Here is a 22728-nt window from a genome sequence, read left to right on the forward strand (position 1 = left end):
CATGAGATGCCGGATGAGTTTATTTGTGGGGCTATTATTACTACCTATATCCGTACTTATCCCTTACTGCGCGGCCCTGGCGCAATTACCGGATTCGACAGGCGAAAAATACGATTCACCGACCACACCTAAAGTAACTCACTATCAGGATGTTGCCGATTTAATAAAACGCTGGTGTCCACGCCTGCCTATTACTCCTCACGACTCCGCGGCCCTGCGTGAAGGCAAGCATTTTCTGCTGGTGATTCCGCAGGTTGGCTATACGTTACAAACGCGAGGCTTGGTAGCGGTACTGGTGAACGCAGCGTTTCGCAATCCACGGGCCAATATGTCGTCGGTAACCAGCCAGCTTTCCTATACGCAAAATGGGCAGGTCATTTTCACCAACAGTTCGTCAATCTGGCTACCCGACAATCGCCTTCTGTGGACCAACGACTGGCGACTTATGCATTACCCACAAGCTACCTATGGCCTGGGCATGTACACCTCCACCGACCGGGTAATCAAGATGGATTACGCCTACCTCCGACTGTACCAGGGTTTACTACGTCAACTGGCGCCGAATTTCTATGTGGGTATTGGTTATCATCTTGACCTCCACTGGAATATACAAAGCTACGCCCGCGACCGGGAATTGACCCGTATTTCGCGGTATCCATACGGTGTCGAAGGACGGTCTGTCTCATCCGGCCCAACCTTACACGTAGTGTATGACAATCGACGAAACGCCATAAACCCGTCCGGAGGCTTATATGTCAATGCGGTGCTGCGGGCGAATGAAACCTTTTTAGGTAGCGACAATACGTATCAGTCGCTCCTGGTGGAAACGCGTAAATACGTTCACTTGCCTGCATCGTCGGATAATATACTAGCGTTCTGGTCGTACAATTCCCTGACATTGAGTGGCAATCCGCCCTTTCTGGATCTACCCAGTACAGGCTGGGACAGCAACGGAAACGTGGGACGTGGCTTTATTCAGGGGCGTTTTCGAGGTAAAAACTTGCTGTACGTCGAAAGTGAATACCGTTTCCACATCACGACCGATCGCTTGCTGGGTGGAGTCGTCTTTGCTAACGCCCAAACCGTAACGGAGCAGCCCAGCGGGAATTTCGAGAAAATCGTCCCGGCCGTTGGTGCGGGGTTGCGACTCAAAATGAACAAAGTGTCCCACACAAACCTATCCATTGATTACGGCTTCGGCATGGATGGCTCGCATGGCTTATTTTTCAATCTGGGGGAAGTATTTTGAGGATTGATCGTGCGTCAATTCGGCAAAAAAACAGGCAAACAGCCATCATCGGTGAGGAACCACTATCTTTTTAATCAAGTGCAGCAAAGTAGAAAATGGGCTTAACAATCAAATCCGCTTTACCCGACTCGTCCATTTCGCATTTTGTGCACAGCTTCTGGATGGTGGAAAACAAGACGGAAAAAGACATTCCGTCAATTGTGCTGCCAAATGGAATGGTTGATCTGTCTCTCATGAAAATGAAGGCCGCGAATTGGGAAATGATAATAAGGGGTATTGACACGATGCCCAGCCAGGTAACGATCACAGCAGGCACGATACTATTTTCCGTCGGCTTCAAGTTATTGGCGGTGGAATACTTGTTGGGCAATTCAGTTAAAGATGTGCTGAATGAAGCGCACTATATGTCAAATGATTTCTGGCAATTTGAAGCCGCTGACATGAACAACCTGGAGAGTTTTCGCAACAAGGCCACTCAAAAAATTAAAACGATTTCAACAGAAAACATCGACAGTCGAAAGAAGAAATTATTCGAACTCATTTATGCATCTCATGGCACAACGACTGTAAAAGAACTTTCCGAAAACGTGTATTGGAGTAGTCGGCAAATTAATCGGTATTTCAATCAGCAGTTTGGTATTTCTCTCAAAGGATATTGCAATATTCTTCGTTTCGGGTCCTCATTCAAAAATATCAGCGAGGGCAACCTTTTTCCAGAACAAAGTTTTACCGATCAGACTCATTTCATCAAAGAAATCAAGAAGTATTCGGGCGTTACACCCAAAGAGTTAAGCAGAAACAAAGATGAACGTTTCATCAACATGGCTGCCATTAAAAAGCTTCCTTCTCAAAACGGCTGATTTTTACTATTTCATTTCTTACGCCCTCCTCAATTTTGCATCATCTTTAAACGATGCAAGATCATGTTACTGAGCAATAAAAAAATAGCCGTCATTGGTGCCGGACCCGTTGGTCTGACAATGGCTAGATTACTACAACAAAAAGGAGTCGATGTAACCGTTTTCGAACGTGACAAAAACCCACAAACCAGAATTTCAGGGGGGACATTAGACCTGCATAAAGGCTCAGGGCAGGATGCGCTGAAAAAAGCCGGATTGCTGGAGCGTTACTATGCGCTGGCCATCCCCATGGGACGAACCGTGGCTGACGAACAAGGCAACGTATTGTTCTCTAAAAAAACGACACCCGAAGAGCAATACGATAATCCCGAGATAAGCCGAAACGATTTAAGGCAACTACTGCTTGACAGTTTAACAAGCGATACCGTCGTTTGGGACAGAAAATTCACGGGGCTTGAAGAGCAAAACGGACAATGGCTTCTGCATTTTGAACATGATGAAAAGGCCACTGCGGATGTTGTTATCGGTGCTAACGGCGGAATGTCGAACGTAAGAAAACAGGTTACGGATGCCGCAATCGAATACACCGGAACGCTCATTTTACAGGGCGACGTAGTTCAACCGGAAACGACATGCACGGAGTTCTATCAACTATGCAACGATACTATACTAATGGCCGCAAACCAAGGTATTTCATTAGTAGCCAACCCACGCAACGGTAGCCTATTGAGCTACAGCGTAATTATTCAAATCCCTGAAGAATGGGGTAATGAAAATGGAGTAAATTTTCAGGATAAAGACAGCATGGCTACGTTTCTTTTAAACAGACTTTCTCATTGGGGTGAATGTTACAAACAATTAGTTCGCTCAACTTCTTCTTTTACGTTGTGGCCAACGAGAAAAATACCAGTAGACAAACCCTGGAAAAATAATCGTCCTTTGCCTATAACGCTTATTGGCGATGCCGCCCACATCATGCCGCCTTTTGCAGGTCAGGGCGTGAATATCGGACTGATGGATGCATTGATTTTATCCGATAACCTGACTAACGAAAATTTTGAAACCCTGGAAGCGGCTATCAAGGACTATGAACAACAAATGCTGGTCTATGCAACCGAAGCGCAACTGGAAACAAGCCAGAATGAAATAGCCATGCATCGTCCCGATTTTTCTTTCCAACCGTTTTATCAGTAAGTCACGCAATGATTTTTCGTAAGGTGCTACGTCGGCAGAGACTGTATCAGGAAATGAAACGGGAGTTGAGTGCTGTTCGCCGGAAATAACTGGCTCATCAAAAAAGAAGCTTCGATACAGCAATGCGCTCCTGCGCCAGATAGACGTTGAACTTGCTCTGGAACCAGTCGCCCTCGACTGAAGAATACGTAGCGACTGGTTAGGATACAGAGTTTCCTGGCTTTAGAGTATCCACGGGCTTCAGCCTGAATCTCATTTCCTTTACGCACGCCAGCCCGTGAATACTCTAATGCGAACCTGTTTTCTGTCTCTGATCTTCCTGCTTTCTCTTGCACTTTCTTCCTATGCACAACCAACGCCACAAACCAGCCGCCCCTGGACGTATTGGTGGTGGATGGGCAGCGCCGTTAACGAAGCTGATATTACGAAGCAGTTAGAGCAGTTTTCGGGGGCTGGGCTCGGGGGCGTTCATATAATCCCGATCTATGGCGTGCATGGCTACGAAAAACAGTTTATTCCGTTTCTGGGGGAGCGCTGGCTGGCTGTATTTGCCCACACCGTCCGGGAAGGAAACCGGCTTGGCTTAGGTGTTGACCTGACAACTGGAACGGGCTGGCCATTCGGCGGACCAAACGTAACGGCGGGTACGGCGGCAAAGAAATGGGCTATTGCGGAGGGCAAGCTGACAACCGCGTTAACAAAACAGCAGGTAAAACGGGCGGCTCCCGGTGGGGCTGGACTGGTGGTGGATTATTTCGACAAAACAGCTGTCCGGCAGTACCTCACCCGCTTCGACTCGACGCTAGCCCATCTGCCGCAAAAGCCTAGAGCCGTTTACAATGATTCGTATGAAGTGTATGGTGCAAACTGGACAACCAAGTTTGCCGACGAATTTCGGAAACGACGCGGCTACGACCTGAACAGCCAACTGCCCGCGTTTCTGGATTCGACCGGTGCCGATGCGGGCATATGGGTAAAGCAGGATTTTCACCAAACACTTTCCGACCTGTTGCACGATGGATTCACGGCCACCTGGACCAGTTGGGCCCGTAGCAATGGTTATAAAACCCGGAATCAGGCTCACGGATCGCCCGGCAATTTGCTGGACCTGTATGCGCTGGCCGACATTCCCGAAACCGAGTCTTTTGGTAGCAGCCGCTTCCCGATTCCGGGACTTCGCGTAGATGAATACTATGACGTTGAGCGCTTCGGAACACCCCACCCGCTAGCCATGAAGTTTGCATCGTCAGCCGCCAATCTGACAGGGAAGCCGCTGGTGAGTTCGGAGACAACAACCTGGTTAGCCAATCATTTTCACGTATCACTGTCGCAAATCAAGCCCCAGATCGACGAGTTGTTTACGGCTGGTATCAATCACATTTTTTACCACGGCACGAATTATTCTCCCGCGTCCGAAGCCTATCCCGGCTGGCTATTTTATGCTTCAACGCATTATGGACCAACGTCGCATTTCTGGCCGCATTTTCCGCTGCTAAACCAGTACATCGAACGCTGCCAGCGTCGGTTGCAACGGAGCCATGCTGACAATGACGTCCTGGTCTATTTCCCCATTCATGACCTTTGGGCGACACCGGCGAAGTCGGCGGGTGGTATTCACCAGCTGGAGGTGCACCATGTGGAGCGTTGGCTGCTGCTTCAGCCCTTTGGCAAGCTGGGCGAGCAACTGCTGCAAGGTGGTTATTCCTTCGATTACGTATCGGACAACCTACTTAGTAATCTGACGGTTGATCGGCAGGGACAGCTAAAAAGTGGTTCCGCTACGTATCGGGTTCTGCTGATTCCGCGCACTACGTACATGCCAGAAACAACGCTGGCACAACTAGAGAAACTGGCTAAACAGGGCGTCCGGATTGTATTTGCCGATCAGATGCCGCAACAGGCAGCGGGTTTTTATCAGCACCAGCGTCGTTCATTGCAAGTGCAGCAGCGGGGGAAAGTACTACGTCAGCTTCGTTCGGTGTCAGTGAGTAATCACGTTTTTCAAACGCTCGATAGTCTTGGGGTTCGTCCTGAAAAGCTGGCTCCGGCGGGTTTGTCCTTCATCCGTAAAAAAATTGGTGATACCACGCAGTACTTTATCACGAACCTCGGCGATCAGTTCCGCGAGGGCTGGTTTCCGCTGTCAGTGGTGGGTGTAACGACCAGCTACGATCCCCTGACGAATCAGGCAATGCCGGTGCCGGGACGAAAAACACAGGCTGGAACCTATGAAGTATTTTTGCGGGTGGCACCGGGGCAGTCGTGTTTTGTGAACGTAGTGAAATCCACAATTCCGCCCGTAACGGCCCAAACTCAGACCAGGAAAGCCGATGAGCCAGTTTTGCCAGTAGTCGGGCCCTGGCAACTCCAGTTTCGGCAGGGCAAACCGAAAGTACCAACCGCCTATTCGTTGCCAAAACTCGTTTCGTGGACGACCTTGAGCGATTCGGCGCCCTATTTTTCGGGGCAAGCGCACTACGTTACGACCATTAACGTACCGGCTACTGCCGACACAAGTCGGGCCTATACACTTGATCTGGGTGATGTGCGCGAAGTGGCCGAAGTACGATTAAATGGACAGCCGATTGGAACAGCCTGGTGTATACCTTTCCAGGTACAGATTCCCGCCAACCGGCTCCGGCATGGGTCGAATCAGCTGGAGATCGACGTAACGAATCTGTCGGCCAATTACATGCGGCTCTATGACCGGCAAAACCCCGGCTGGAAGAAATTCTATGACATCAACATGGTCGACATTCGCTATCAACCGTTCGATGCGTCGAAGTGGGAACCCATGCCATCGGGTCTGCTTGGGCCAATTCAGTTGACCATTATGCCCTGATAGCATGTTGGGTTGATACACTTTTTCGTTATATTTGTTTCAAATCAATCGGATCGCCGTTGCAACGGTTTTCCATTGCGACGGTTTGCTGGCCGGGAAGTTAAGGTCAGCGGTTTTTCACATTCACTTGCTGCTACTTTGACATTTCAGGAATTTAATCTCCACGACGACCTGCTGGCCGGGGTGGACGCCATGAATTACTTAAAGGCTACTCCCATTCAGGAGATGGCCATCCCCAAAATCCTCGAAGGACGCGACCTCATTGCCAGCGCCCAGACTGGTACCGGCAAAACGGCGGCCTACCTTATTCCCCTTCTCGACCGAATTTCTCACGCCGACCACGACCACACCAGCACGCTTATTCTGGTGCCGACGCGTGAGCTGGCCAAGCAGATTGACGAACAGGTGGAAGGCTTTGGGTATTTCGTGCAGGCCAATAGCATCGCCATTTACGGCGGGGGCAAAGGCGACGATTGGGACAAGCAACGGAAGGCGCTCGAAACAGGCGCCGACATTATTATCGCCACGCCGGGACGACTGATTGCTCACATGCAACTTGGCTACGTCAAGTTCGATAGAATCGACTATTTGGTGCTCGACGAGGCCGACAAGATGCTCGACATGGGCTTTTCGGACGACATTATGAACATCGTTGAGAAAATCCCAAGTAAGCGGCAAACGTTGCTCTTCTCGGCAACGATGCCCAACAAAATCCGGGAGTTTTCGAAGAAATTACTAACCGATCCCGAAGAAATCAGGCTGGCGGTGTCGAAACCGGCTGCCGGTATTGACCAGCAGTTTTACATGGCCTACGATAGCCAGAAACTGCCATTACTGGCGCATCTGATTCAATCCAGCACGAAGCCTGTGCAGAGTATGGTGCTATTTACATCGCGAAAGTCAGAAGTAAACAGCATTGTGCGGGCGTTGAGCAAACTCGGTTACGACGCACGCGGCATCAGTTCCGATCTGGAGCAAGACGATCGGGAAGTCGTGTTACGGGATTTCAAAAACAAAGCGTTCCCGATTCTGGTCGCCACCGACGTATTGTCGCGGGGCATCGACATCGATAACCTGACGCACGTGGTTAACTACGACATTCCGCGCGACGCTGAGGACTACGTTCACCGCATTGGCCGAACGGCGCGGGCTGCCACAACGGGCACAGCTATTACGTTCGTCAGTGATCAGGACCAGAACCGGATTGTCAATATCGAACGACTTATTGAGCGCGAGGTTGAAAAACGATCGATCACGGAAGAGTTGGGCATGGGAAAATCACCCGAGTTCGACCCGAAACGATTTAGTGGACTACGGGGCAAAGGCTCCCGTGGAAACGCGGGATCTGGTCGAGGTGGACGCGATGGAAATCGGGGCGATCGTCGGTCAGGAAGCGGCAGTGCACCGTCTGGTGAACGTCGCGAAGGCAACAACGACCGTCGACGTGACCGGAGTGATGACCCAAATCGCAAACCTCGCCCGGAAGAAGGAACGCGTGTTGAGGTGCCCGTAAGTGCCGTCGTTGACGTAGCCGCACCGACTGAATTGGTAAACCCAAACGGCCAGCCATCGGACAAGCCTAAACGTCGAAAAAAACGTCGGAAACCACGCGGTGAAGGTGGAGATTCTGCATCCCGGCAAAGTCAGCCGACAGATTCTGCGCCAACGGCTGAATAGTTTTTCCTGAATTAGTATAGCTAGCAGCCCGGAATTATTCCGGGCTTTCTTTTTTCCTATCTTTTGTCCCTGAACAAAAGCTACAAACCATGACTGCTCTTATTTCCCGCCGAACGACGATACAAACACTTTCCTTAACGATGGGTGGCTTGTTAGCGCAGTCATCCGGTTTGTTTGGCGAGCCACCTGCTCCGAAGAAATTGGGCGTCGCCCTGGTTGGACTTGGAAACTACGCGACCAGGCAACTGGCTCCGGCACTCCTCGAAAGCCAGAACTGCTACCTGGCGGGTATCGTGACGGGCTCGCCCGAGAAGGCCAAAACCTGGGCCGCTACGTATACTATTCCGGTGAAGAACATCTATAATTACCAGACCTTCGACCAGATTCGGAACAACCCCGATATTGACATAATCTACGTAGTACTTCCTAATTTTCTTCATGCCGAATACACGATTCGGGCGGCTCAGGCGGGTAAACACGTCATTTGTGAAAAACCGTTGGCGATGAATACCGACGAAGCCCGCCAGATGATTACGGCCTGCGGGAAAGCGGGCGTTCAGTTGTCGGTTGGGTATCGACTGTATTTTGAACCGCATCATCTGGAAATGCGTCGGTTAGCTGCCGAGAAAACGTTTGGGCATGTCAAAGTGATTGAATCGGGTTTAGGCTTCACCGTGCCGGGGCCAAACTCCTGGCGGCTGGATAAGAAAATCGGTGGTGGTGGAGCCATTATGGATTTAGGCATATATGCCATTCAGGGTGCCCGCCGAACATTGAATCTGGACCCTATCAGCGTAACCGCACAGGCCTTTACGTTCGATAAGGTGCACTTTAAAGATATTCACGAAACGGTTTTCTGGCAGTTCGAATTTCCGGGCGGAACGGTTGCGCATTGCAGTACTACGTATTCGTCTTATGTCGACCGACTTTACGCTACGTGCGAACGCGGCTGGTTCAAGCTCGAGCCAGCCTACAATGCCACCGGAGCGCAGGGTGTTACGAGTAAAGGTATCATGGACGTACCGTCGCCCCATCATCAGCAGATTGCGCAGATTGACGCTTTTGGGCAGGCAATTCGGACAAAAACCAAGCCAGAAGCATCGGGTGAAGAAGGCTGGAAAGATATGAAACTGATTGGAGCGATTTTGCAAGCCGCCGAAACGGGACGGAAAATTCCGCTTGACTGGGGTAGTTAGGTACCTCCCGATAAATATCGTTACAAAAGCACATAGTTGAGGAAAGAGGCAGCCATCCCCCCTTTATCGCCCGATGGCTGTTACGTAATTGCTTATTTGATCCATAGCCACCAAGACATATAAAACCAGCTCCCAACACAAAACAGCCTGGCGTAGTTACTATAAAATACAGGCAAAAAGTCCACAGTTGCCTTACGTGTCCAATTTCACGTATTGCTGCCAGTTATGTTGTTCGCGAAAGCCCAGCACTTCGCGGATTTTGCGATTGGAAAACAACGCTTCATGTTCCTCTAATTCGCGGCTAATGGGCACCCCAGGAAAGAACCTTTCTGCCAGTTCCTGACTGGGAATAATGGCACCGTTGTGATCGTTGCCGGCATTGAAAATCTGATAGCCAAGACTGTCTTTTTGTAAACATAAATCCACAATCTGGCCCAGGTCACGCGCATCGATATAACAGAAGGCATTCCGGCGTCGCACTTCAGGATGAGTCAAATAAGAGGGAAACAGCTCAGCGTATTCGTGCGGTTCAATTACATTGCCGATACGAAGGGCATATATATCAAAGCCGGACCGGCGCTGGAAGCTGCGGGCCGTTTGTTCATTAACAACCTTCGATAAGCCGTAACTATCCATGGGATCAACATCATAATCCTCTTCCAGCGGCAAGGATTTAGGGTTGGTTTGGCCATCGGAAAAGCAGATTCCATAGGTAGTCTCTGAGGATGCAATAATAATCTTTCGAATGCCCAGTTTAACAGCCGCTTCAATTACATTGTAGGTACCCAGAGTGTTGATCCGAAACGTTTCACTATCCGGCTTGATCAAGATCCTGGGTACGGCTGCAAAGTGGACGACCGCATCAAATTTGGGCACGCCAGTGCCTGGCTCCAATTCAGCTAGGCTGGCATACGAACTCATGGCATTGAACATTTGCCCGGAATCGGTAATGTCGGCGATCAGATTGTCGACCCCTGGGTAATCCAACGGCATCAGGTCTACATTCATTACGCTATGCCCCTGGTCGAGCAGGTAGGGAATGACATGCCTGCCTGCTTTCCCCGATCCCCCGGTAAAAAATATTCGCTTTCTGGTCATGGGCATGTTACAGATTGTGATTGATCGTTAAGGCAACTGATGTAACCAACTATATATTTATCCATCCGCCGGTTCACGTAAACATCCGATATGGATCAAAATTTCATGGAAAAATTTTAGTAGCCGTTGAACCTAATCAGCAGCATACGGAAACGTATCGGCTTAAGAAGCGCATTACTCAAGTCTCCCATAGATACATCGGCCGCTGGAGGTTTCATGGTTTATACGCAGATCGACAACTGATTCAATAGCAGAGTATATTCGCTAGCCTACGTTAGGTTATAGCTGATACTTACTACTTCCATAATCTGCTGCCCCTGTTGGGAAGGCCATGAGACTGTTTCACCGACCCGTTTTCCCTGCAAGGCGCGGGCCAATGGAGCTGTGAAGGCGATTAGCCCCTGAGCCGCATTCGCCTGGTCAACGCCTACAAGGGTGAAAACACGTTCCGTACCGGCAAATTTCCCCACTTGTATTTTCAAGCTAACCCTGGCCCCAAAGCGAACTCTATCATGTTCCTGAGCATCGACCACTTTAGCAATGGAAATACGCTGATTCAGATTGGCAATACACCCATTGAGTAAGGCCAGTTGCCGACTCCGCTCGTTTTCATCATCTATCACAGCGGCTTGTAGATGGGCTCGCTGGGTTTCTAAACCCACGAGTTCAGTACGTAGCAGGTCAAGCCCCTGAGGTGTGACGTAATTGGGCGTACCAGGTGGTAAAGGCGGGCGGGCCGGAATCACAACAGGCGCGTCCGCGGTTTCATTTTTTAAAAAAGCACTGCTCATGAACGAATCTTAGGAACAATTTAGCGTTGCCCCCTGTGAGAACGACTGTATGAGTTGGAATGTTTCTATTTGCATCTGGCTAGCCAAACCCAGTACTTTTATCCGGTAATCGTTCGGTTAAACGTCCAACTGATCTGGAACCGGGCACTCTGGGCCGACTCTTTATCGTCTATGTATGAGTAGACAAATAAGGTTTGACCCTGAAAGCGGGAAGTTAGCCTGCATTATCTGTATAGGTCATAGGTATACGTATCTGCTTTTGTTTGTGAAACCGATTGAATTCTCAAACATTTTAATTCATGATCTCTTTATAGATTAAAACAAGATTAAAGCGAATGGGCAAGCGGGATTCAACAATCCTCGCAAGTGGCTTACATTCAGCCAATTGATGGACCATACCCATATTAAACAACAGCCAGATGTTCTTGCTACTAGTCAGTTCTACTCAGCGAACTCCGATTGCACTGCCTGGCTGCACTAAGGTATGTCCCAATAAAATACGGGCATCTATGGCTGTGAGATCGGTATAACCCACGGCCTGGATCGGTTAAATAAGTCCATTTAATCGCCCACATATCAATATTGCACCTAATCGCACCCAAAATTTATGAGTTTCACGGACAGTCTGGTTCCATTAATTACCCTCATTGCTTTAGAAATTATTCTGGGCATCGATAACATTATTTTCATTTCCATTCTGGCGGACAAATTGCCGGTTGAGCAGCGGGACAAATTGCGCTACTGGGGTTTGGGGCTGGCGATGGTGATGCGACTGGGACTACTGGCGCTCTTATCCTGGATTCTGAAGCTGGATCAAACCCTGTTTACGCTGGGTACGATTGATTTTAGTGGCAAAGGGCTGATTCTTCTGGCAGGTGGTCTCTTTCTGCTGTATAAAAGCACCAAAGAAATTTACCATAAGGCCGAACTGGGCGATGATGCCAACGCACCCGATACGACCAAAGCGACCTTCCGGGATCTGTTGATTCAGGTACTCATTCTGGATATGGTGTTTTCCATCGACTCCATTATTACTGCCGTTGGTATGGTCGACCAACTTTGGGTCATGTATACGGCCGTCGTGGTCACCGTGGGCGTAATGCTGGTAGCCTCTAAACCGATCGCTTCGTTTATAACCAAACACCCTTCTTTTAAAATTTTAGCGCTGTGTTTTCTCTTGATTATCGGTATGTCGCTCGTAGCGGAAGGTCTTCATTTTGCCATACCTAAAGGATACATCTACTTCTCTATGGCCTTCGCCTTTCTCGTGGATTTCATTCAGTTAAAAACGGTACACCCAGTTAAAGAGAAGAAGTGAGGAAACCCGTCTTGTGAAGCATTCGTCCTGATGCGGATCAGACGAGTTGGAACGTATTAAATTACGGAGTTCCTGACAGATCTCTGCTGTACGTAGCTTTAAATAGAACTCTTGAAACGACTACATACAAGCCCGGAGGAATGTGAGTCCCTGCCTATTTCTACATTGTTCAAACCCTACTGAGTTTAGCATACCATGGTGAACATGAGCTCTCTTGTAGCCTTTGCTCTGGCCTTCATGCTCCTGACGCTACCCTGCCAGGGACAAAAAAAATATGAACGGGAATACAGAATCAAACCAGGGGCTGTTCCACCAAAATCCGCCCGCTTTATCAATGATGTATTCAAAAAAGCAACCATTCATTGGTATGGCGAAGAAAGCTTGACAGGAACGACCATCGAAGCCAAGCTGAAGACAGGTGGAAAACGATACAGTGTCGAATTTGACTCCTCGGGTACGATTCAGGACGTTGAAATACAGCGTAGTTACAGCCAAATTCCAGCGCAAACCAGGAAGGTCCTGACCGCTCAGTTAAGCCAGAAATTTGACACCTTCACCGTTGTTAAAACGCAGTTGCAATGGACCGCTAGCCAGGCCGATTTAAAAACGGCTATCTTAACCGACAACCTTCCGGCCTCCGTTCAAATCCGGTATGAACTGATTCTGAAAGCCCAAAAGAACCGTTCAGCCAGCTACTACGAAGTGCTATGTGAACAGACAGGTGCGATCGTCAGCATTCATCAGTTAGTACAACGTAATGTGAATAACCTGATTTACTGATGGATAAAGTATTCATCATTGCTTCAGTATTGATTTTCGGCGCCCTGCCTGCCTTTTCTCAGGAAAGGTACGTAGCGGGCACACTCCCGCAGGTAAATGTTAATTTTTCGCTACCCAAAAAATTCAAGCTCAACACAAAACTTGAATCCCGTCAGCTATTCGCTGAGCGAGAACTAAACGAGTCTGGCAAGAATCGATTTCGGTATGAACGAACAGACCTGGCCCTGGTACTCACGAAAAAAGCGTCCCTTAATTCGACCCTGGGGGGTGGGTATTTGATCCGGCTTGAAGACCATCAATTCGTCCATCGCTTTATCCAGCAAGCTAACCTGGTCAACGATCTTGCCTTAATCACGGTGGCGCACCGGTTTGTTGTCGACGAGACGTTCCGACAAACTGAACCCCTAGAAGTTAGAGCAAGGTACCGACTCAGTCTGGAAAAAGCCCTGAACGGCAGAGAGATTGATGCCCACGAAATGTACGTGAAAGTTAACAACGAGTATCTGGGCATCTGGTCATCCAACAGAACCGATTTGGAAATTCGCGGTTCGTTGGCCCTGGGCTACAATGCCATTAATGATACAAAAATTGAGCTGGGTTTCGAGTATCGGGTGAATGAGTTTGACCAGCCCAGACAAGCGCACCAATATTGGGCAACCGTTAGCTGGTTTATAACGATTTGAGGAGTTATTTTCAGCTTGTAATGGATTCGGAGGCAGATGTGATGGATTGATATGTCTACCAAATACGAATCGCCCCCAGATAGTAGTTCGAAGGTGGGATTAAGGTAAAATTTCCGTCATTTGCCCCAGCGATTAATGAGTAAATCAACTTTACACAACTGGATGACTACCTCGTCCCTATTTCGTTATTCCATTCCCAACCGATGTCTACGCGTTCTACCGCCCATATCCTGCTGGTTGAAGATGAGCCCAAAGTGGCCAGCTTTATCAAGAAAGGCCTGCAAACCCAGACCTATGTGGCCGATGTTGCGTTGACGGGGACGGAAGGCAAACGACTCTTTGCCACCAATCCCTACGATCTGGTTATTCTGGACATCAATCTGCCGGATTTTAGTGGACTCGACCTGGCCGAATCCATCCGTCGTCAGGACCGTAAGATCCCTATTCTGATGCTAACCGCCCTGGACACGACCGCCGACAAACTGCTGGGCTTTGATGCGGGCGCGGATGATTACCTGGCCAAACCTTTCGATTTCATGGAGCTGCTGGCGCGGGTCAAAGCCTTACTACGTCGGTCGACAGCCTCGGAAGACGCTGACCGAATCCTGCGGGTAGCGGATCTGGAACTTGATCGCCATGAGCGCGTTGCCCGCCGACGGGGCCAGACAATCGAATTGACCGCCCGCGAATATGCCTTACTGGAATACTTGATGCGCCATGCGGGCCGGGTTGTCTCCCGGGTCGATATCGCCGAGCAGGTTTGGGATATTGGCTTCGATACGGGGACCAATGTAATTGATGTATACGTCAGTTACCTGCGCGCTAAAATCGACAAGGATTCGCCTACCAAGCTCATTCACACCCTGATTGGAATGGGCTACGTGCTGAAAGAAAAATGAGTCTTCGTACCCGCCTGACGCTTTTATTTACAGCAATCGTCTCCATCCTGCTGGCGCTGTTCTGTGGATTACTGTACGGCCTTGCTGAACGGTATCGGGAACAGGAATTCCAGAATCGCCTGCAGGCCGAAGCCCAAACGGCGGGCCATCTGCTGGTTGGTCAGGAACGGGTTGGCCCGGCCCTCTACAAATTACTCGACAAAAACCAGTTGACGGTATTGCCGCAGGAGGAAATTATTATCTACAATGCCAGCAATCAGCTGATCTACGAAAGCGGTACAGATTACCTTACCGTTTCACCCGCGACCCTGGCGCGCATTCGCCAACAGAAACGCATGTACTGGCGGGAAACAAACCGCGAGATCGTAGGTATTCTATTTACCGAACAACGAGCGACATCGGTCATTTTTGCTTCTGCTGTTGATACGTATGGCCATCGTACGCTACAGGACTTAGCCCGGCTACTAGCCGTTGGGTGGGGGGTGATGACGGGTCTTATGCTGCTGGCTGGTCGTTTTTTTGCTGGTCGGACGTTACAGCCCATCAATCAGATCAATCAGCGGATCGATACCATTACAGCCTCGAACCTGTCACGGCGCCTGCCCGAGGGGGATACGGGAGACGAACTGGCTCAATTGGCCCAGCGATTCAACCGGATGCTGAACCGGCTAGAAGACGCCTTTCGCCTACAGCGATCTTTTGTGGCGCATGCCTCTCATGAACTACGAACCCCGCTGACGGCCATCACGGGACAGTTGGAAGTGTCTTTATTGGCCGGAGATGAGACCGATGAACTCCGGGCTACCCTCCGGTCGGTGCTCGACGATGTACGTGGATTAAACCGGATGGCGAATGGGCTATTGGGTCTGGCCAGCGCCAGCATGGATTCCTCCGCCGTACCGATGGTGCCCGTGCTCGTCGATTCGCTACTAAGACAGATTCAGCTTGAATTCCAGCGCCTTCAACCGCTTTATACGGTACATCTGCACATTGATTCACCCGACACGGACTGGCATTTGATGGGTAGCGAACCCCTGCTCCGAACCGCATTCTTCAATCTGATTGACAATGGGGGCAAATTTTCGGCCGACCATACCGTATCGGTGGCGCTGACTGCGTCCCCTCGTTTCCTGCACGTAACGGTTCATAATTCGGGTTCTCTGGTCCCGGCTGATCAGCTAACAACTATTTTTAGCCCCTTCCAGCGGGGCAGCAACGCCACTGGTTTACCCGGACATGGGATTGGGCTGGCGCTAACCGAGCGCATTGTTAAGCTGCATCAGGGCCAGATTCAGGTTGACTCCTCACTGGAATTCGGCACGACCTTTACAGTTATACTACCTCGCTAATTTTCTTCATCCCCCCTTCCGGTTGCTTCCGCTACGTATGGGCATCGCTCAGGCATAAAGGCGGTCTGGCCGTACCTGCCTGTTGGCTCAATAATTGCCGAACGACATTTCTAATGCCGTTCTAATCTGACGCTAATGCGAGCCTAACCCCGTCGTATGACCTTTGTAAAGTCAATCAGTGACTGGTGATTGACGTCCCGCTCCAGGTTGATGGAGTACCTATTTAACAAGAGAAATCATGAAAACATACCTGTTTGTGTTAGCCTTTAGCAGCCTTTCGTTTCTGACAGCCTCGGCCCAGGATGATCGTAAACTACGGAATGATCCGACGTATTCCACGCATAATTATAAGCACCCCAACAAAGCAGCCACGGCTCGCCAATGGGAAAAGAAATCGGGTGTTGTGGTTCAGCCACCGAAACTTAGTCAGGGACCGCCCGCTAATTATAAGCATTCGGTACCCGGTGTTCTACCTCAGGGTGGTGTGGTGGTTCCGCACACGCCAGAGATGGACGTAGCGGTGCGGAATTATAAAAATCAACGTATTCCTTCCGCCAGGCAAGCCAGCCAACCGGCTTCCGTCGTTGCTGACCAGATGCCTGGCCAGCCGTCTCCGGAGGGCAATTAATGAATCATTACCTGGGGCTGATGTTCATCGATCGATGGTACATCAGCTCCAAACGTTACCGATTTACCGGTAATCAACAAGTAACTTTACTTAATACTACGTGCTTATGTATTCACCCGATGTATCGCTGGGCTTAGGAAGTATTGTCTACGCACTGACCAAACTAGATGGTCGTGTTCAGAAAAAGGAGACACAGGTCGCCCAATTCCTCCTGGGAGAAGAGCCACACGGCACATTAGCCCTAAGTGGCTACTTTCTACGGGAAAACGTTCAGGAATCGGCCGAAGAGGCTTATGCCTTTGGGATGCGTCGCCTGATTGACAAGCGGGGTGAGCTTACCGAACGAATCAAAAAGCGATTTGTCACCATTCTATTGCAGGTGGCCCGGTCTCACCAGGGAATGTCGCCGGCGGAATGGACCTTCATTCGTAGGTTCTGGCGTGAGATTCAGCGTTTTTGAGATTTGTATTTATTAGCTTAACAAGCAAGATCATCCTGATTCAGGCTACAGGGTTATTGATTGACCAGCATCAGCTGGTATATAGTAGTTTCGATCGAAGCCGGGCTGCGCTACAAATGGCGAGTAACAGGCATAATCCTATCGTAGCCATACTAAGTATCCGAAAGTGCTGTAATACATCATATGCATACCGACCCAATAAATCGCTTGATATGAAAGGCGTAAAAATCAGCGCATTCAGACTAAATACCGTCAGCAGGATAAACCTGTTGCTTCCGCTTACTTTAAACATGATCAGTAAATAATAGAGCAGATAGATGATAGCTGGCAGGATATAAAGGAAAGCATATTTTTGTTGATGAGGAAAGAGTAAAGGAGTAATCAGGAACAGATAAGCACACTCCCAAATCGTTTGAAGTTTATCCGTATTTCGTTTGAAAGGCAGACTTCGCAGGAAGAATAAGGTAGCCAGGGCAAAGACAAGCCGGATAATATTGGTAATCAGGACGGCCTGTGCAGGTGTCAGGTCAATAAAATTTCGCTTTAAGTCGATTTTATTATGCGTCTCGGTTAAATAGACCGGGATCAAACTGACTAAGCTGTGGGTACCCAGATCTGATTCCAGGGAGTTTTCTTTGTTAGCTGGATTAATTACGACCCACCATTCCTGTAAGAGGAACGTATTGAATTTATTTCCCAAAAATAAAGCTGGAATGAACAGGAATAATCCGAAAAAGAATACCGTGGACAGGAAGCCTTTCACGTATCCGCGATAAAGTAGATAAGGCAGAAATAAGATCGGTAAAAGTTTGGTTGTACAAGCGAATCCTAGCAACAGGCCGCCTGTTATAAACTGCCGTTTCTCAAATAGGGCCAAACTCTCCAGGGTTGCCCACATGAGAAATATGGTCATCTGGATCATTGAGTAGTTGTACAGCAAGAAACGAATCGCCAGGAAGAGCGTGAGAAAAATCCACCAGTTAAGCTGCTTCTGGTTTAAAACGGTCAAATTAAAATACCGACTCGTAAGCACCCAGGTTCTGTACAAAAGGAAAGTTGACAGCAACAACCAGGCAAACTCAGGGATGGCGAACGGCAGGTAACTGAATGGAATTAGCAGAAGGGCGAAGAAAGGCGAATAATAATACTGGAGCCCTTTGATAAACGGTGGCCGATAAATGTTTTGGTGAGACGCCATTTTTTGAGCAGCATCCAGAAAGACATCGAAATCGCCCCCTTTGACTGCGCACAGCAGGCAGTACGCTATGACAACAGCTAGTAAGAAGTACTGAATGATTGAGTTTTTTTTGTTTTGGGTAATCTGGGAGTTAGTTATAGGCATAACGTACTGGTTTACCGAATACTACCAATCAACCGCTGTTATTGTCTTCCGAATTGTTTTTGAATTTGAAAAAAGTTAGGCAACGGGACCTACGAGATCAAGTCTGACCCTGGAAAAAATTTCTTAGCTCAAGACTCCATATACGTCCGTAGGATGTGAGCGCTACGATTACTCAGCAGCGTGATGTCTACCCACAAACGACAGGTAAGGCTCCGACACAAACTGCCTGAACTAAACCAGGGCAAGGCAACTAAATCAACTCTGAAGTTCTGGTTTAGAAACATCATTCCGCAGGCGCATAAGAGCTTTCTCTTTCATTTTGCACTCGAAAACGATGTCTACCTCTTTGCCGTAGGTATTCACCGGCGAATAGAGCCAATCGGCATGAGCTTCGCGACGGGCCTTGGGATCTTCACGCTCCTGCCGGGAATCAGAAAAGTGAAATACGGGTCGTACATCCCAAGTAGCGTAGGCCGTCAGGAAGGCTTCTTCTTCGGTTTGCGTGCCAGGGTTGAGGGCGTGATGAAAGTAATCAAAGACAATCGGTATACCGGTACGTTCGTAAATCAGCACCAGATCGGCCACCGTGTATAGGCTCGGACGATCATCGTTCTCAACGGTTAATCGGGCGCGGAGATTGTCGGAGAGCAAGTTGAACTGCTGAGAAAAACGCGCCATCGTTGCCATTTTGTCCCCATACGTACCCCCCACGTGAATGTTGATCTTGTTCCAGTGTGAGGGCGTTAACCCCATCAGATCAAACACTTCTGATTGATATTCGAGGTCTTTTATGGTATTGGCGAGCACGTTTCCCTGACCAGCCAATTGATTGAACGGACCCGGATGCGTCGTTAAACGGATAGGGCGACTCCCAATTTCTTCGAGTGTTGCCCGTATATCGGGAAAATCAGGCAGCTCAGCCAGACGGTATTCGGATGCCCAGGGAAATATATCCGATGAAATGCGAAATAACCGGATACCGTGTTGAAGGTTCCAGTCCACGATGGTTACTAAATCCTGTACGTTTTTCAGGGCAAGCTCGGAGGCATACGCAAGGCCCCGCTCGGTAAACGTCTTGCGAATCATGCCCCGATTCGTCGTGATTTTGTCGGCCTGAAGACTTAAATTTATACAGGCGTATCCAACATTTGAGGGTGTAAGCGTCATACTACGTTAACTAACTCATGCCTCATCCGGTTATCTTTTTGCTACCTTCTGGTCAACTCATACCCTGCCATTTATGACTAACCCAGGCGGGCTGAGAATAGGTTGTACTTGAACCGACGTAGTAAGTACAGTCGAAATCGCGCTTTACCGAATAAACGAGTTCTCCCGGTTTGTATCACCTTTAATCCGACTACACATGTTTGTTAAAATTGCCGCCTTTTGTTTGATCACCTATCTGGCTTGTTTGCCTGGACAGGCGCAACCTCTCAATACCTTATCGGTTCAGGAAAAGAAAGAAGGCTGGAAGTTGCTTTTCGACGGACGTGATCTGAAAGGATGGCATCGATACAATGGAAAAGGCGTTCCGTCAACCTGGAAAATAGAACAGGGGGTGCTGCATCTGGATGTACCCCCGACCACAACGGCACCCCGCGACGCAGGTGATTTAGTGACCGATGCGATCGTTTCGGGTGATTTTGAGTTCAAAGCGGAGTTCAAAATCGAAAAGTATACCAATAGCGGATTCTTTTTCTTTGTTGAGGAAGGAGTTCAGCATAAAAAAATTTTTGATACCGGCCTCGAAGTTCAGGTAGGAGATGATGCGCTCTATCAGAAAGAGTCGGCCCATCCGCACAGCTCCGGCGATCTGTTTGGCCTGGCCGATGTCCGGATGCAGGAGGCAAAGCCCCTTGGAAGCTGGAACCAGCTGGTCGTGAGCCTAAAAAAGAATAAACTGATGATCACTATAAACGGCTTCACCGTTCAGGAACACGACCTCACCAGTGCCGACTGGAAACAGCGTATGGCAGCCAGCAAGCTTAAAGACGCCCCCGTCGGGAAAGGAAAGTTGAGCGGACGGATTGGGTTGCAGGACTGGAACACCAATGTCTGGTACCGAAATATTAAACTGCGGCCGATCTGACAACCGCCAGACGCAGGTCCGAATCAGGCGTTTATGATTCGGACCTGTGCGGTATTCTGTGATTACAATCAATTAGTAGCAGGCCTTGATTTCAGCCGACGTAAGACTCCATTTGGTTGAGCGTATGCGACTGTTGACTGTCTGTACATACTATTCTGGTTATCAAATACCTGTTTTCATGTCTATTGCTGTTTAGTCGAATGTCCGATTACGGCCGGGACTGGCCAGTGTAGGAAAGAGAAATGGAGCAGATTTTTATTTCCTTTCAAAAGTAGACTATTCGCAATATGCAGGCTTATTACTCGTCGGTTAATGGCTCAATTGCCCCTTTACTAACGCAGGAAGGTGGGGTAACGCCAGTACTTGGGCCAGCAGACCTTTCTCCGACTTTCGGGTGAGCATCAGTTGCGCTACATCCTGAATGGTGATTGTGGTATCTGCTGCTTCGATCAAGGTAATTTTGTCGCCTACTTGAACAACGCCAACTTCGACAAACCGAAAATAAATGCCGGGCCGACCCGATCGGGCAAAGTGACGAACCATGCCTGGATCGTTGAAGCGAATATTTAGCTTATAACATGGAAATCGGGGTTGCACCGCCCGCAGCAGGGCTGAACCTATTCGAAACAGATCGCCGATGCGCACCTCGGACTCCAGCAGTCCCTCCGTCGTTAAGTTTTCCCCAAATAAACCGGGTGTCCAGTCTTCCTGAACAAGTTGGCTCCGCCAATAGGCGTAATGAGTTGTGTCATAGGCATAAACAGCCTTATCGGGTCCACCATGCACGGTTAGGTCCGCCTGACGATCTCCAACGAAATTGAGTTGCTCAATTGATACCGATCCCGTCGAAGGATACTTATAAATGCCGGTTGTAACGGCGTGGCCACCCCACTCCATGAGACGAGGCAAGCCCACATTAACAGACAGGATTCGCATGCGTGTCTTGACGGGTTAAGATTTGTATGATGGGATGCTTCTTAATCGGCGCTCGGACTGGTTTGATAGACATAAAAAGAACAGGACAGCTCAATTTCCACTAAAATAGCTTAAATGCACATGCTCAATATCTGGAACTTATTATTTCTTGATTTCCCTGCTGGCTCTCCCCACGGCACCCCAATTTTTTCCGTCCAATAAAATAGTGTGGAATACTATTCAATTTGCCTGTAAGATATTCTTAATAGAACGTAACTAAGAATTAAACGTCCGGTTCGATCCAAAATGTAAATTGTCTATTTGAAACTCATTAGCCACAGACTATCCCATAGGCCTACATATTTCGTTTGGCCTGAATGAGATGCCGTTTCGTATGAACGACCATGAATTGTAAGATATCTCCTACCGGTAAGCGCACACAGGCAGCAATGGACAAGGGAATTCGACTATTGTTCACGTCGGCTTGCCGGGCCATTTTTAGCAAACGAAGCATTAGCTCCTGTTGGTCAATAAAGGCAGCCACAACTGAATGCGGGCTTGTTGGTTTAGTAGGCTGATGTTGTTTAATGGCGTTAAATTTAATACGACTCCTTTCAGGGTCCATCAATCTGATCACGTAGGTGCCCAGCCACGAGCCGACATACGTATCATTTGATGTGGTTTCCAACGGCCTTTCCAATCCCTGTTTCAGGTACGGAAAATAATAGTGGCCATATGAGTTGAGATGAGCTAAGCACTGCGCGATACTCCAGCCCCCCGAGAGAGAGGGCTGGCAAAGCGTACTTTCATCCAGGTTTTGAAAATGTTGTACGGCTTCCTGGATGTGGCTCTCCACCTGCTCTTCAAGCAAGGCTAGCCACGATGCCTTATCAACGGGTTGCATGCGGGTGAAGAATTGAGGTGAAATTCACCTGGCGGTTTGCCCATAACAGTATGAGGGAAATCAGGCAAAAGATCGATTCGATAAGGAGCCATTGCCGTCCAAAGGCTCCCAACGCTCCTTCGGCAAATATGGTGAGGGTACGAGACAGCGCGTAGAAACCCCATAATAAGCTGAGGAATAGTAAGCCTTTCTGAGCATCCCGCAGCATTAGATAGATCAGAGTGATGAATATAGTCAATCCCACACCCCCATATACGCCACGAATGGAACTGAACGCGTCCGTATTGGTTAGCTTGACTCCAACCAGGTCCATGACTGATTGGGGATTGGAAAAGGCCATTACACTGACCGATAGCAGGGCTAGCGCCGACAGTAGGATAAACCCTTGAGCCGACCGTTTAAGTATTGATTGTATGTGCATGCTCGTAACATTTAGTACACGGCAAAGTTGAGC

The 22728-nt window shown here is 49.0% G+C and carries 21 protein-coding genes; 14 read left to right on the plus strand and 7 right to left on the minus strand.

All coding sequences use genetic code 11. The features are described from left to right. The first annotated feature begins 13 nt into the window (after positions 1–13). The 6 genes from BM202_RS03135 (at position 14) to BM202_RS03160 (ending at position 9018) form a co-directional block, all read left to right on the plus strand. On the plus strand, positions 14–1249 hold the full coding sequence (locus BM202_RS03135; RefSeq protein ID WP_245776497.1) for a BamA/TamA family outer membrane protein: 1236 nt from the start codon (positions 14–16) through the stop codon (positions 1247–1249). A gap of 95 nt (positions 1250–1344) precedes the next feature. Then, entirely contained in the window at positions 1345–2109 is a 765-nt protein-coding gene (locus BM202_RS03140) for a helix-turn-helix domain-containing protein (RefSeq protein WP_093822994.1), read from the plus strand. Between the two features lie 63 nt (positions 2110–2172). Continuing rightward, positions 2173–3303: an FAD-dependent oxidoreductase gene (locus BM202_RS03145; RefSeq protein ID WP_093822995.1), complete on the plus strand. Its 1131-nt coding sequence runs from the start codon at positions 2173–2175 to the stop codon at positions 3301–3303. 289 nt (positions 3304–3592) lie between these two features. After that, positions 3593–6145 (plus strand): glycosyl hydrolase, encoded by a 2553-nt coding sequence (locus BM202_RS03150; RefSeq protein WP_093822996.1) that lies wholly within the window; start codon positions 3593–3595, stop codon positions 6143–6145. 192 nt (positions 6146–6337) lie between these two features. After that, complete coding sequence (locus BM202_RS03155) at positions 6338–7822, plus strand: DEAD/DEAH box helicase (protein WP_093823621.1); 1485 nt, start codon at positions 6338–6340, stop codon at positions 7820–7822. A gap of 89 nt (positions 7823–7911) precedes the next feature. Continuing rightward, positions 7912–9018 carry a Gfo/Idh/MocA family protein gene (locus tag BM202_RS03160; RefSeq protein WP_093822997.1) on the plus strand — a complete coding sequence of 369 codons (1107 nt, stop codon included), beginning with the start codon at positions 7912–7914 and terminating at the stop codon, positions 9016–9018. A 192-nt stretch (positions 9019–9210) separates the two neighbouring features. On the opposite strand, the gene BM202_RS03165 is transcribed toward BM202_RS03160, so the two are convergent. Together BM202_RS03165 and BM202_RS03170 are read right to left on the minus strand one after the other, a co-directional pair. Continuing rightward, positions 9211–10116 carry an NAD-dependent epimerase/dehydratase family protein gene (locus BM202_RS03165; protein ID WP_093823623.1) on the minus strand — a complete coding sequence of 302 codons (906 nt, stop codon included), beginning with the start codon at positions 10114–10116 and terminating at the stop codon, positions 9211–9213. Positions 10117–10385: 269 nt separating this feature from the next. Next, positions 10386–10907, minus strand: a complete 522-nt coding sequence (locus BM202_RS03170) for a GreA/GreB family elongation factor (RefSeq protein WP_093822998.1) — start codon at positions 10905–10907, stop codon at positions 10386–10388. A gap of 607 nt (positions 10908–11514) precedes the next feature. Between BM202_RS03170 and BM202_RS03175 the strand changes: the two genes are divergently transcribed. The 7 genes from BM202_RS03175 to BM202_RS03205 all read left to right on the plus strand — a co-directional run bounded on the left by BM202_RS03175 (position 11515) and on the right by BM202_RS03205 (position 17024). Further along, entirely contained in the window at positions 11515–12225 is a 711-nt protein-coding gene (locus BM202_RS03175) for a TerC family protein (RefSeq protein WP_093822999.1), read from the plus strand. Between the two features lie 204 nt (positions 12226–12429). Then, positions 12430–13005, plus strand: a complete 576-nt coding sequence (locus BM202_RS03180) for a hypothetical protein (RefSeq protein ID WP_143100624.1) — start codon at positions 12430–12432, stop codon at positions 13003–13005. Beyond that, positions 13005–13688 (plus strand): DUF2490 domain-containing protein, encoded by a 684-nt coding sequence (locus BM202_RS03185; RefSeq protein WP_093823001.1) that lies wholly within the window; start codon positions 13005–13007, stop codon positions 13686–13688. Before BM202_RS03180 ends, BM202_RS03185 begins: the two co-directional genes overlap by 1 nt. Positions 13689–13891: 203 nt before the next feature. Beyond that, positions 13892–14587, plus strand: coding sequence for a response regulator transcription factor (locus BM202_RS03190; RefSeq protein ID WP_093823002.1), 696 nt, complete (start codon positions 13892–13894; stop codon positions 14585–14587). Then, positions 14584–15936, plus strand: coding sequence for a sensor histidine kinase (locus tag BM202_RS03195; RefSeq protein ID WP_093823003.1), 1353 nt, complete (start codon positions 14584–14586; stop codon positions 15934–15936). The genes BM202_RS03190 and BM202_RS03195 overlap by 4 nt, the downstream gene beginning before the upstream one ends. Before the next feature lie 238 nt (positions 15937–16174). Continuing rightward, positions 16175–16564 (plus strand): hypothetical protein, encoded by a 390-nt coding sequence (locus BM202_RS03200; protein WP_093823004.1) that lies wholly within the window; start codon positions 16175–16177, stop codon positions 16562–16564. A gap of 106 nt (positions 16565–16670) precedes the next feature. Next, positions 16671–17024: a tellurite resistance TerB family protein gene (locus BM202_RS03205; RefSeq protein ID WP_093823005.1), complete on the plus strand. Its 354-nt coding sequence runs from the start codon at positions 16671–16673 to the stop codon at positions 17022–17024. Between the two features lie 70 nt (positions 17025–17094). On the opposite strand, the gene BM202_RS03210 is transcribed toward BM202_RS03205, so the two are convergent. Together BM202_RS03210 and uvsE are read right to left on the minus strand one after the other, a co-directional pair. Further along, positions 17095–18366, minus strand: a complete 1272-nt coding sequence (locus tag BM202_RS03210; RefSeq protein WP_093823006.1) for a glycosyltransferase family 87 protein — start codon at positions 18364–18366, stop codon at positions 17095–17097. Positions 18367–18621: 255 nt separating this feature from the next. Next, on the minus strand, positions 18622–19533 hold the full coding sequence (gene uvsE, locus BM202_RS03215) for a UV DNA damage repair endonuclease UvsE (protein WP_093823007.1): 912 nt from the start codon (positions 19531–19533) through the stop codon (positions 18622–18624). Between the two features lie 196 nt (positions 19534–19729). Here uvsE and BM202_RS03220 point away from each other — a divergent pair, with 196 nt between their 5' ends. Next, a complete protein-coding gene (locus BM202_RS03220) occupies positions 19730–20455 on the plus strand; it encodes a 3-keto-disaccharide hydrolase (RefSeq protein WP_093823008.1) in 726 nt (241 codons plus the stop codon). A gap of 309 nt (positions 20456–20764) precedes the next feature. On the opposite strand, the gene BM202_RS03225 is transcribed toward BM202_RS03220, so the two are convergent. The 3 genes from BM202_RS03225 to BM202_RS03235 form a co-directional block, all read right to left on the minus strand. Further along, a complete protein-coding gene (locus BM202_RS03225) occupies positions 20765–21391 on the minus strand; it encodes an MOSC domain-containing protein (RefSeq protein ID WP_093823009.1) in 627 nt (208 codons plus the stop codon). A 334-nt stretch (positions 21392–21725) separates the two neighbouring features. Beyond that, the gene (locus BM202_RS03230; protein ID WP_093823010.1) at positions 21726–22274 is read right to left on the minus strand and encodes a DinB family protein; all 549 of its coding nucleotides are present in this window, start codon (positions 22272–22274) and stop codon (positions 21726–21728) included. Next, entirely contained in the window at positions 22261–22695 is a 435-nt protein-coding gene (locus BM202_RS03235) for a DUF4345 domain-containing protein (RefSeq protein WP_093823011.1), read from the minus strand. The genes BM202_RS03230 and BM202_RS03235 overlap by 14 nt, the downstream gene beginning before the upstream one ends. Positions 22696–22728 lie beyond the last annotated feature (33 nt).

Source organism: Spirosoma endophyticum, assembly GCF_900112365.1.
GTDB classification, from domain to species: Bacteria; Bacteroidota; Bacteroidia; order Cytophagales; family Spirosomataceae; genus Spirosoma; species Spirosoma endophyticum.

Coding starts and splice junctions, on each gene's coding strand:
- BM202_RS03135 (WP_245776497.1), top strand. CDS start 14: ATGAGTTTATTTGTGGGGCTATTATTACTACCTATATCCGTACTTATC.
- BM202_RS03140 (WP_093822994.1), top strand. CDS start 1,345: ATGGGCTTAACAATCAAATCCGCTTTACCCGACTCGTCCATTTCGCAT.
- BM202_RS03145 (WP_093822995.1), top strand. CDS start 2,173: ATGTTACTGAGCAATAAAAAAATAGCCGTCATTGGTGCCGGACCCGTT.
- BM202_RS03150 (WP_093822996.1), top strand. CDS start 3,593: ATGCGAACCTGTTTTCTGTCTCTGATCTTCCTGCTTTCTCTTGCACTT.
- BM202_RS03155 (WP_093823621.1), top strand. CDS start 6,338: ATGAATTACTTAAAGGCTACTCCCATTCAGGAGATGGCCATCCCCAAA.
- BM202_RS03160 (WP_093822997.1), top strand. CDS start 7,912: ATGACTGCTCTTATTTCCCGCCGAACGACGATACAAACACTTTCCTTA.
- BM202_RS03165 (WP_093823623.1), bottom strand. CDS start 10,116: ATGACCAGAAAGCGAATATTTTTTACCGGGGGATCGGGGAAAGCAGGC.
- BM202_RS03170 (WP_093822998.1), bottom strand. CDS start 10,907: ATGAGCAGTGCTTTTTTAAAAAATGAAACCGCGGACGCGCCTGTTGTG.
- BM202_RS03175 (WP_093822999.1), top strand. CDS start 11,515: ATGAGTTTCACGGACAGTCTGGTTCCATTAATTACCCTCATTGCTTTA.
- BM202_RS03180 (WP_143100624.1), top strand. CDS start 12,430: ATGAGCTCTCTTGTAGCCTTTGCTCTGGCCTTCATGCTCCTGACGCTA.
- BM202_RS03185 (WP_093823001.1), top strand. CDS start 13,005: ATGGATAAAGTATTCATCATTGCTTCAGTATTGATTTTCGGCGCCCTG.
- BM202_RS03190 (WP_093823002.1), top strand. CDS start 13,892: ATGTCTACGCGTTCTACCGCCCATATCCTGCTGGTTGAAGATGAGCCC.
- BM202_RS03195 (WP_093823003.1), top strand. CDS start 14,584: ATGAGTCTTCGTACCCGCCTGACGCTTTTATTTACAGCAATCGTCTCC.
- BM202_RS03200 (WP_093823004.1), top strand. CDS start 16,175: ATGAAAACATACCTGTTTGTGTTAGCCTTTAGCAGCCTTTCGTTTCTG.
- BM202_RS03205 (WP_093823005.1), top strand. CDS start 16,671: ATGTATTCACCCGATGTATCGCTGGGCTTAGGAAGTATTGTCTACGCA.
- BM202_RS03210 (WP_093823006.1), bottom strand. CDS start 18,366: ATGCCTATAACTAACTCCCAGATTACCCAAAACAAAAAAAACTCAATC.
- uvsE (WP_093823007.1), bottom strand. CDS start 19,533: ATGACGCTTACACCCTCAAATGTTGGATACGCCTGTATAAATTTAAGT.
- BM202_RS03220 (WP_093823008.1), top strand. CDS start 19,730: ATGTTTGTTAAAATTGCCGCCTTTTGTTTGATCACCTATCTGGCTTGT.
- BM202_RS03225 (WP_093823009.1), bottom strand. CDS start 21,391: ATGCGAATCCTGTCTGTTAATGTGGGCTTGCCTCGTCTCATGGAGTGG.
- BM202_RS03230 (WP_093823010.1), bottom strand. CDS start 22,274: ATGCAACCCGTTGATAAGGCATCGTGGCTAGCCTTGCTTGAAGAGCAG.
- BM202_RS03235 (WP_093823011.1), bottom strand. CDS start 22,695: ATGCACATACAATCAATACTTAAACGGTCGGCTCAAGGGTTTATCCTA.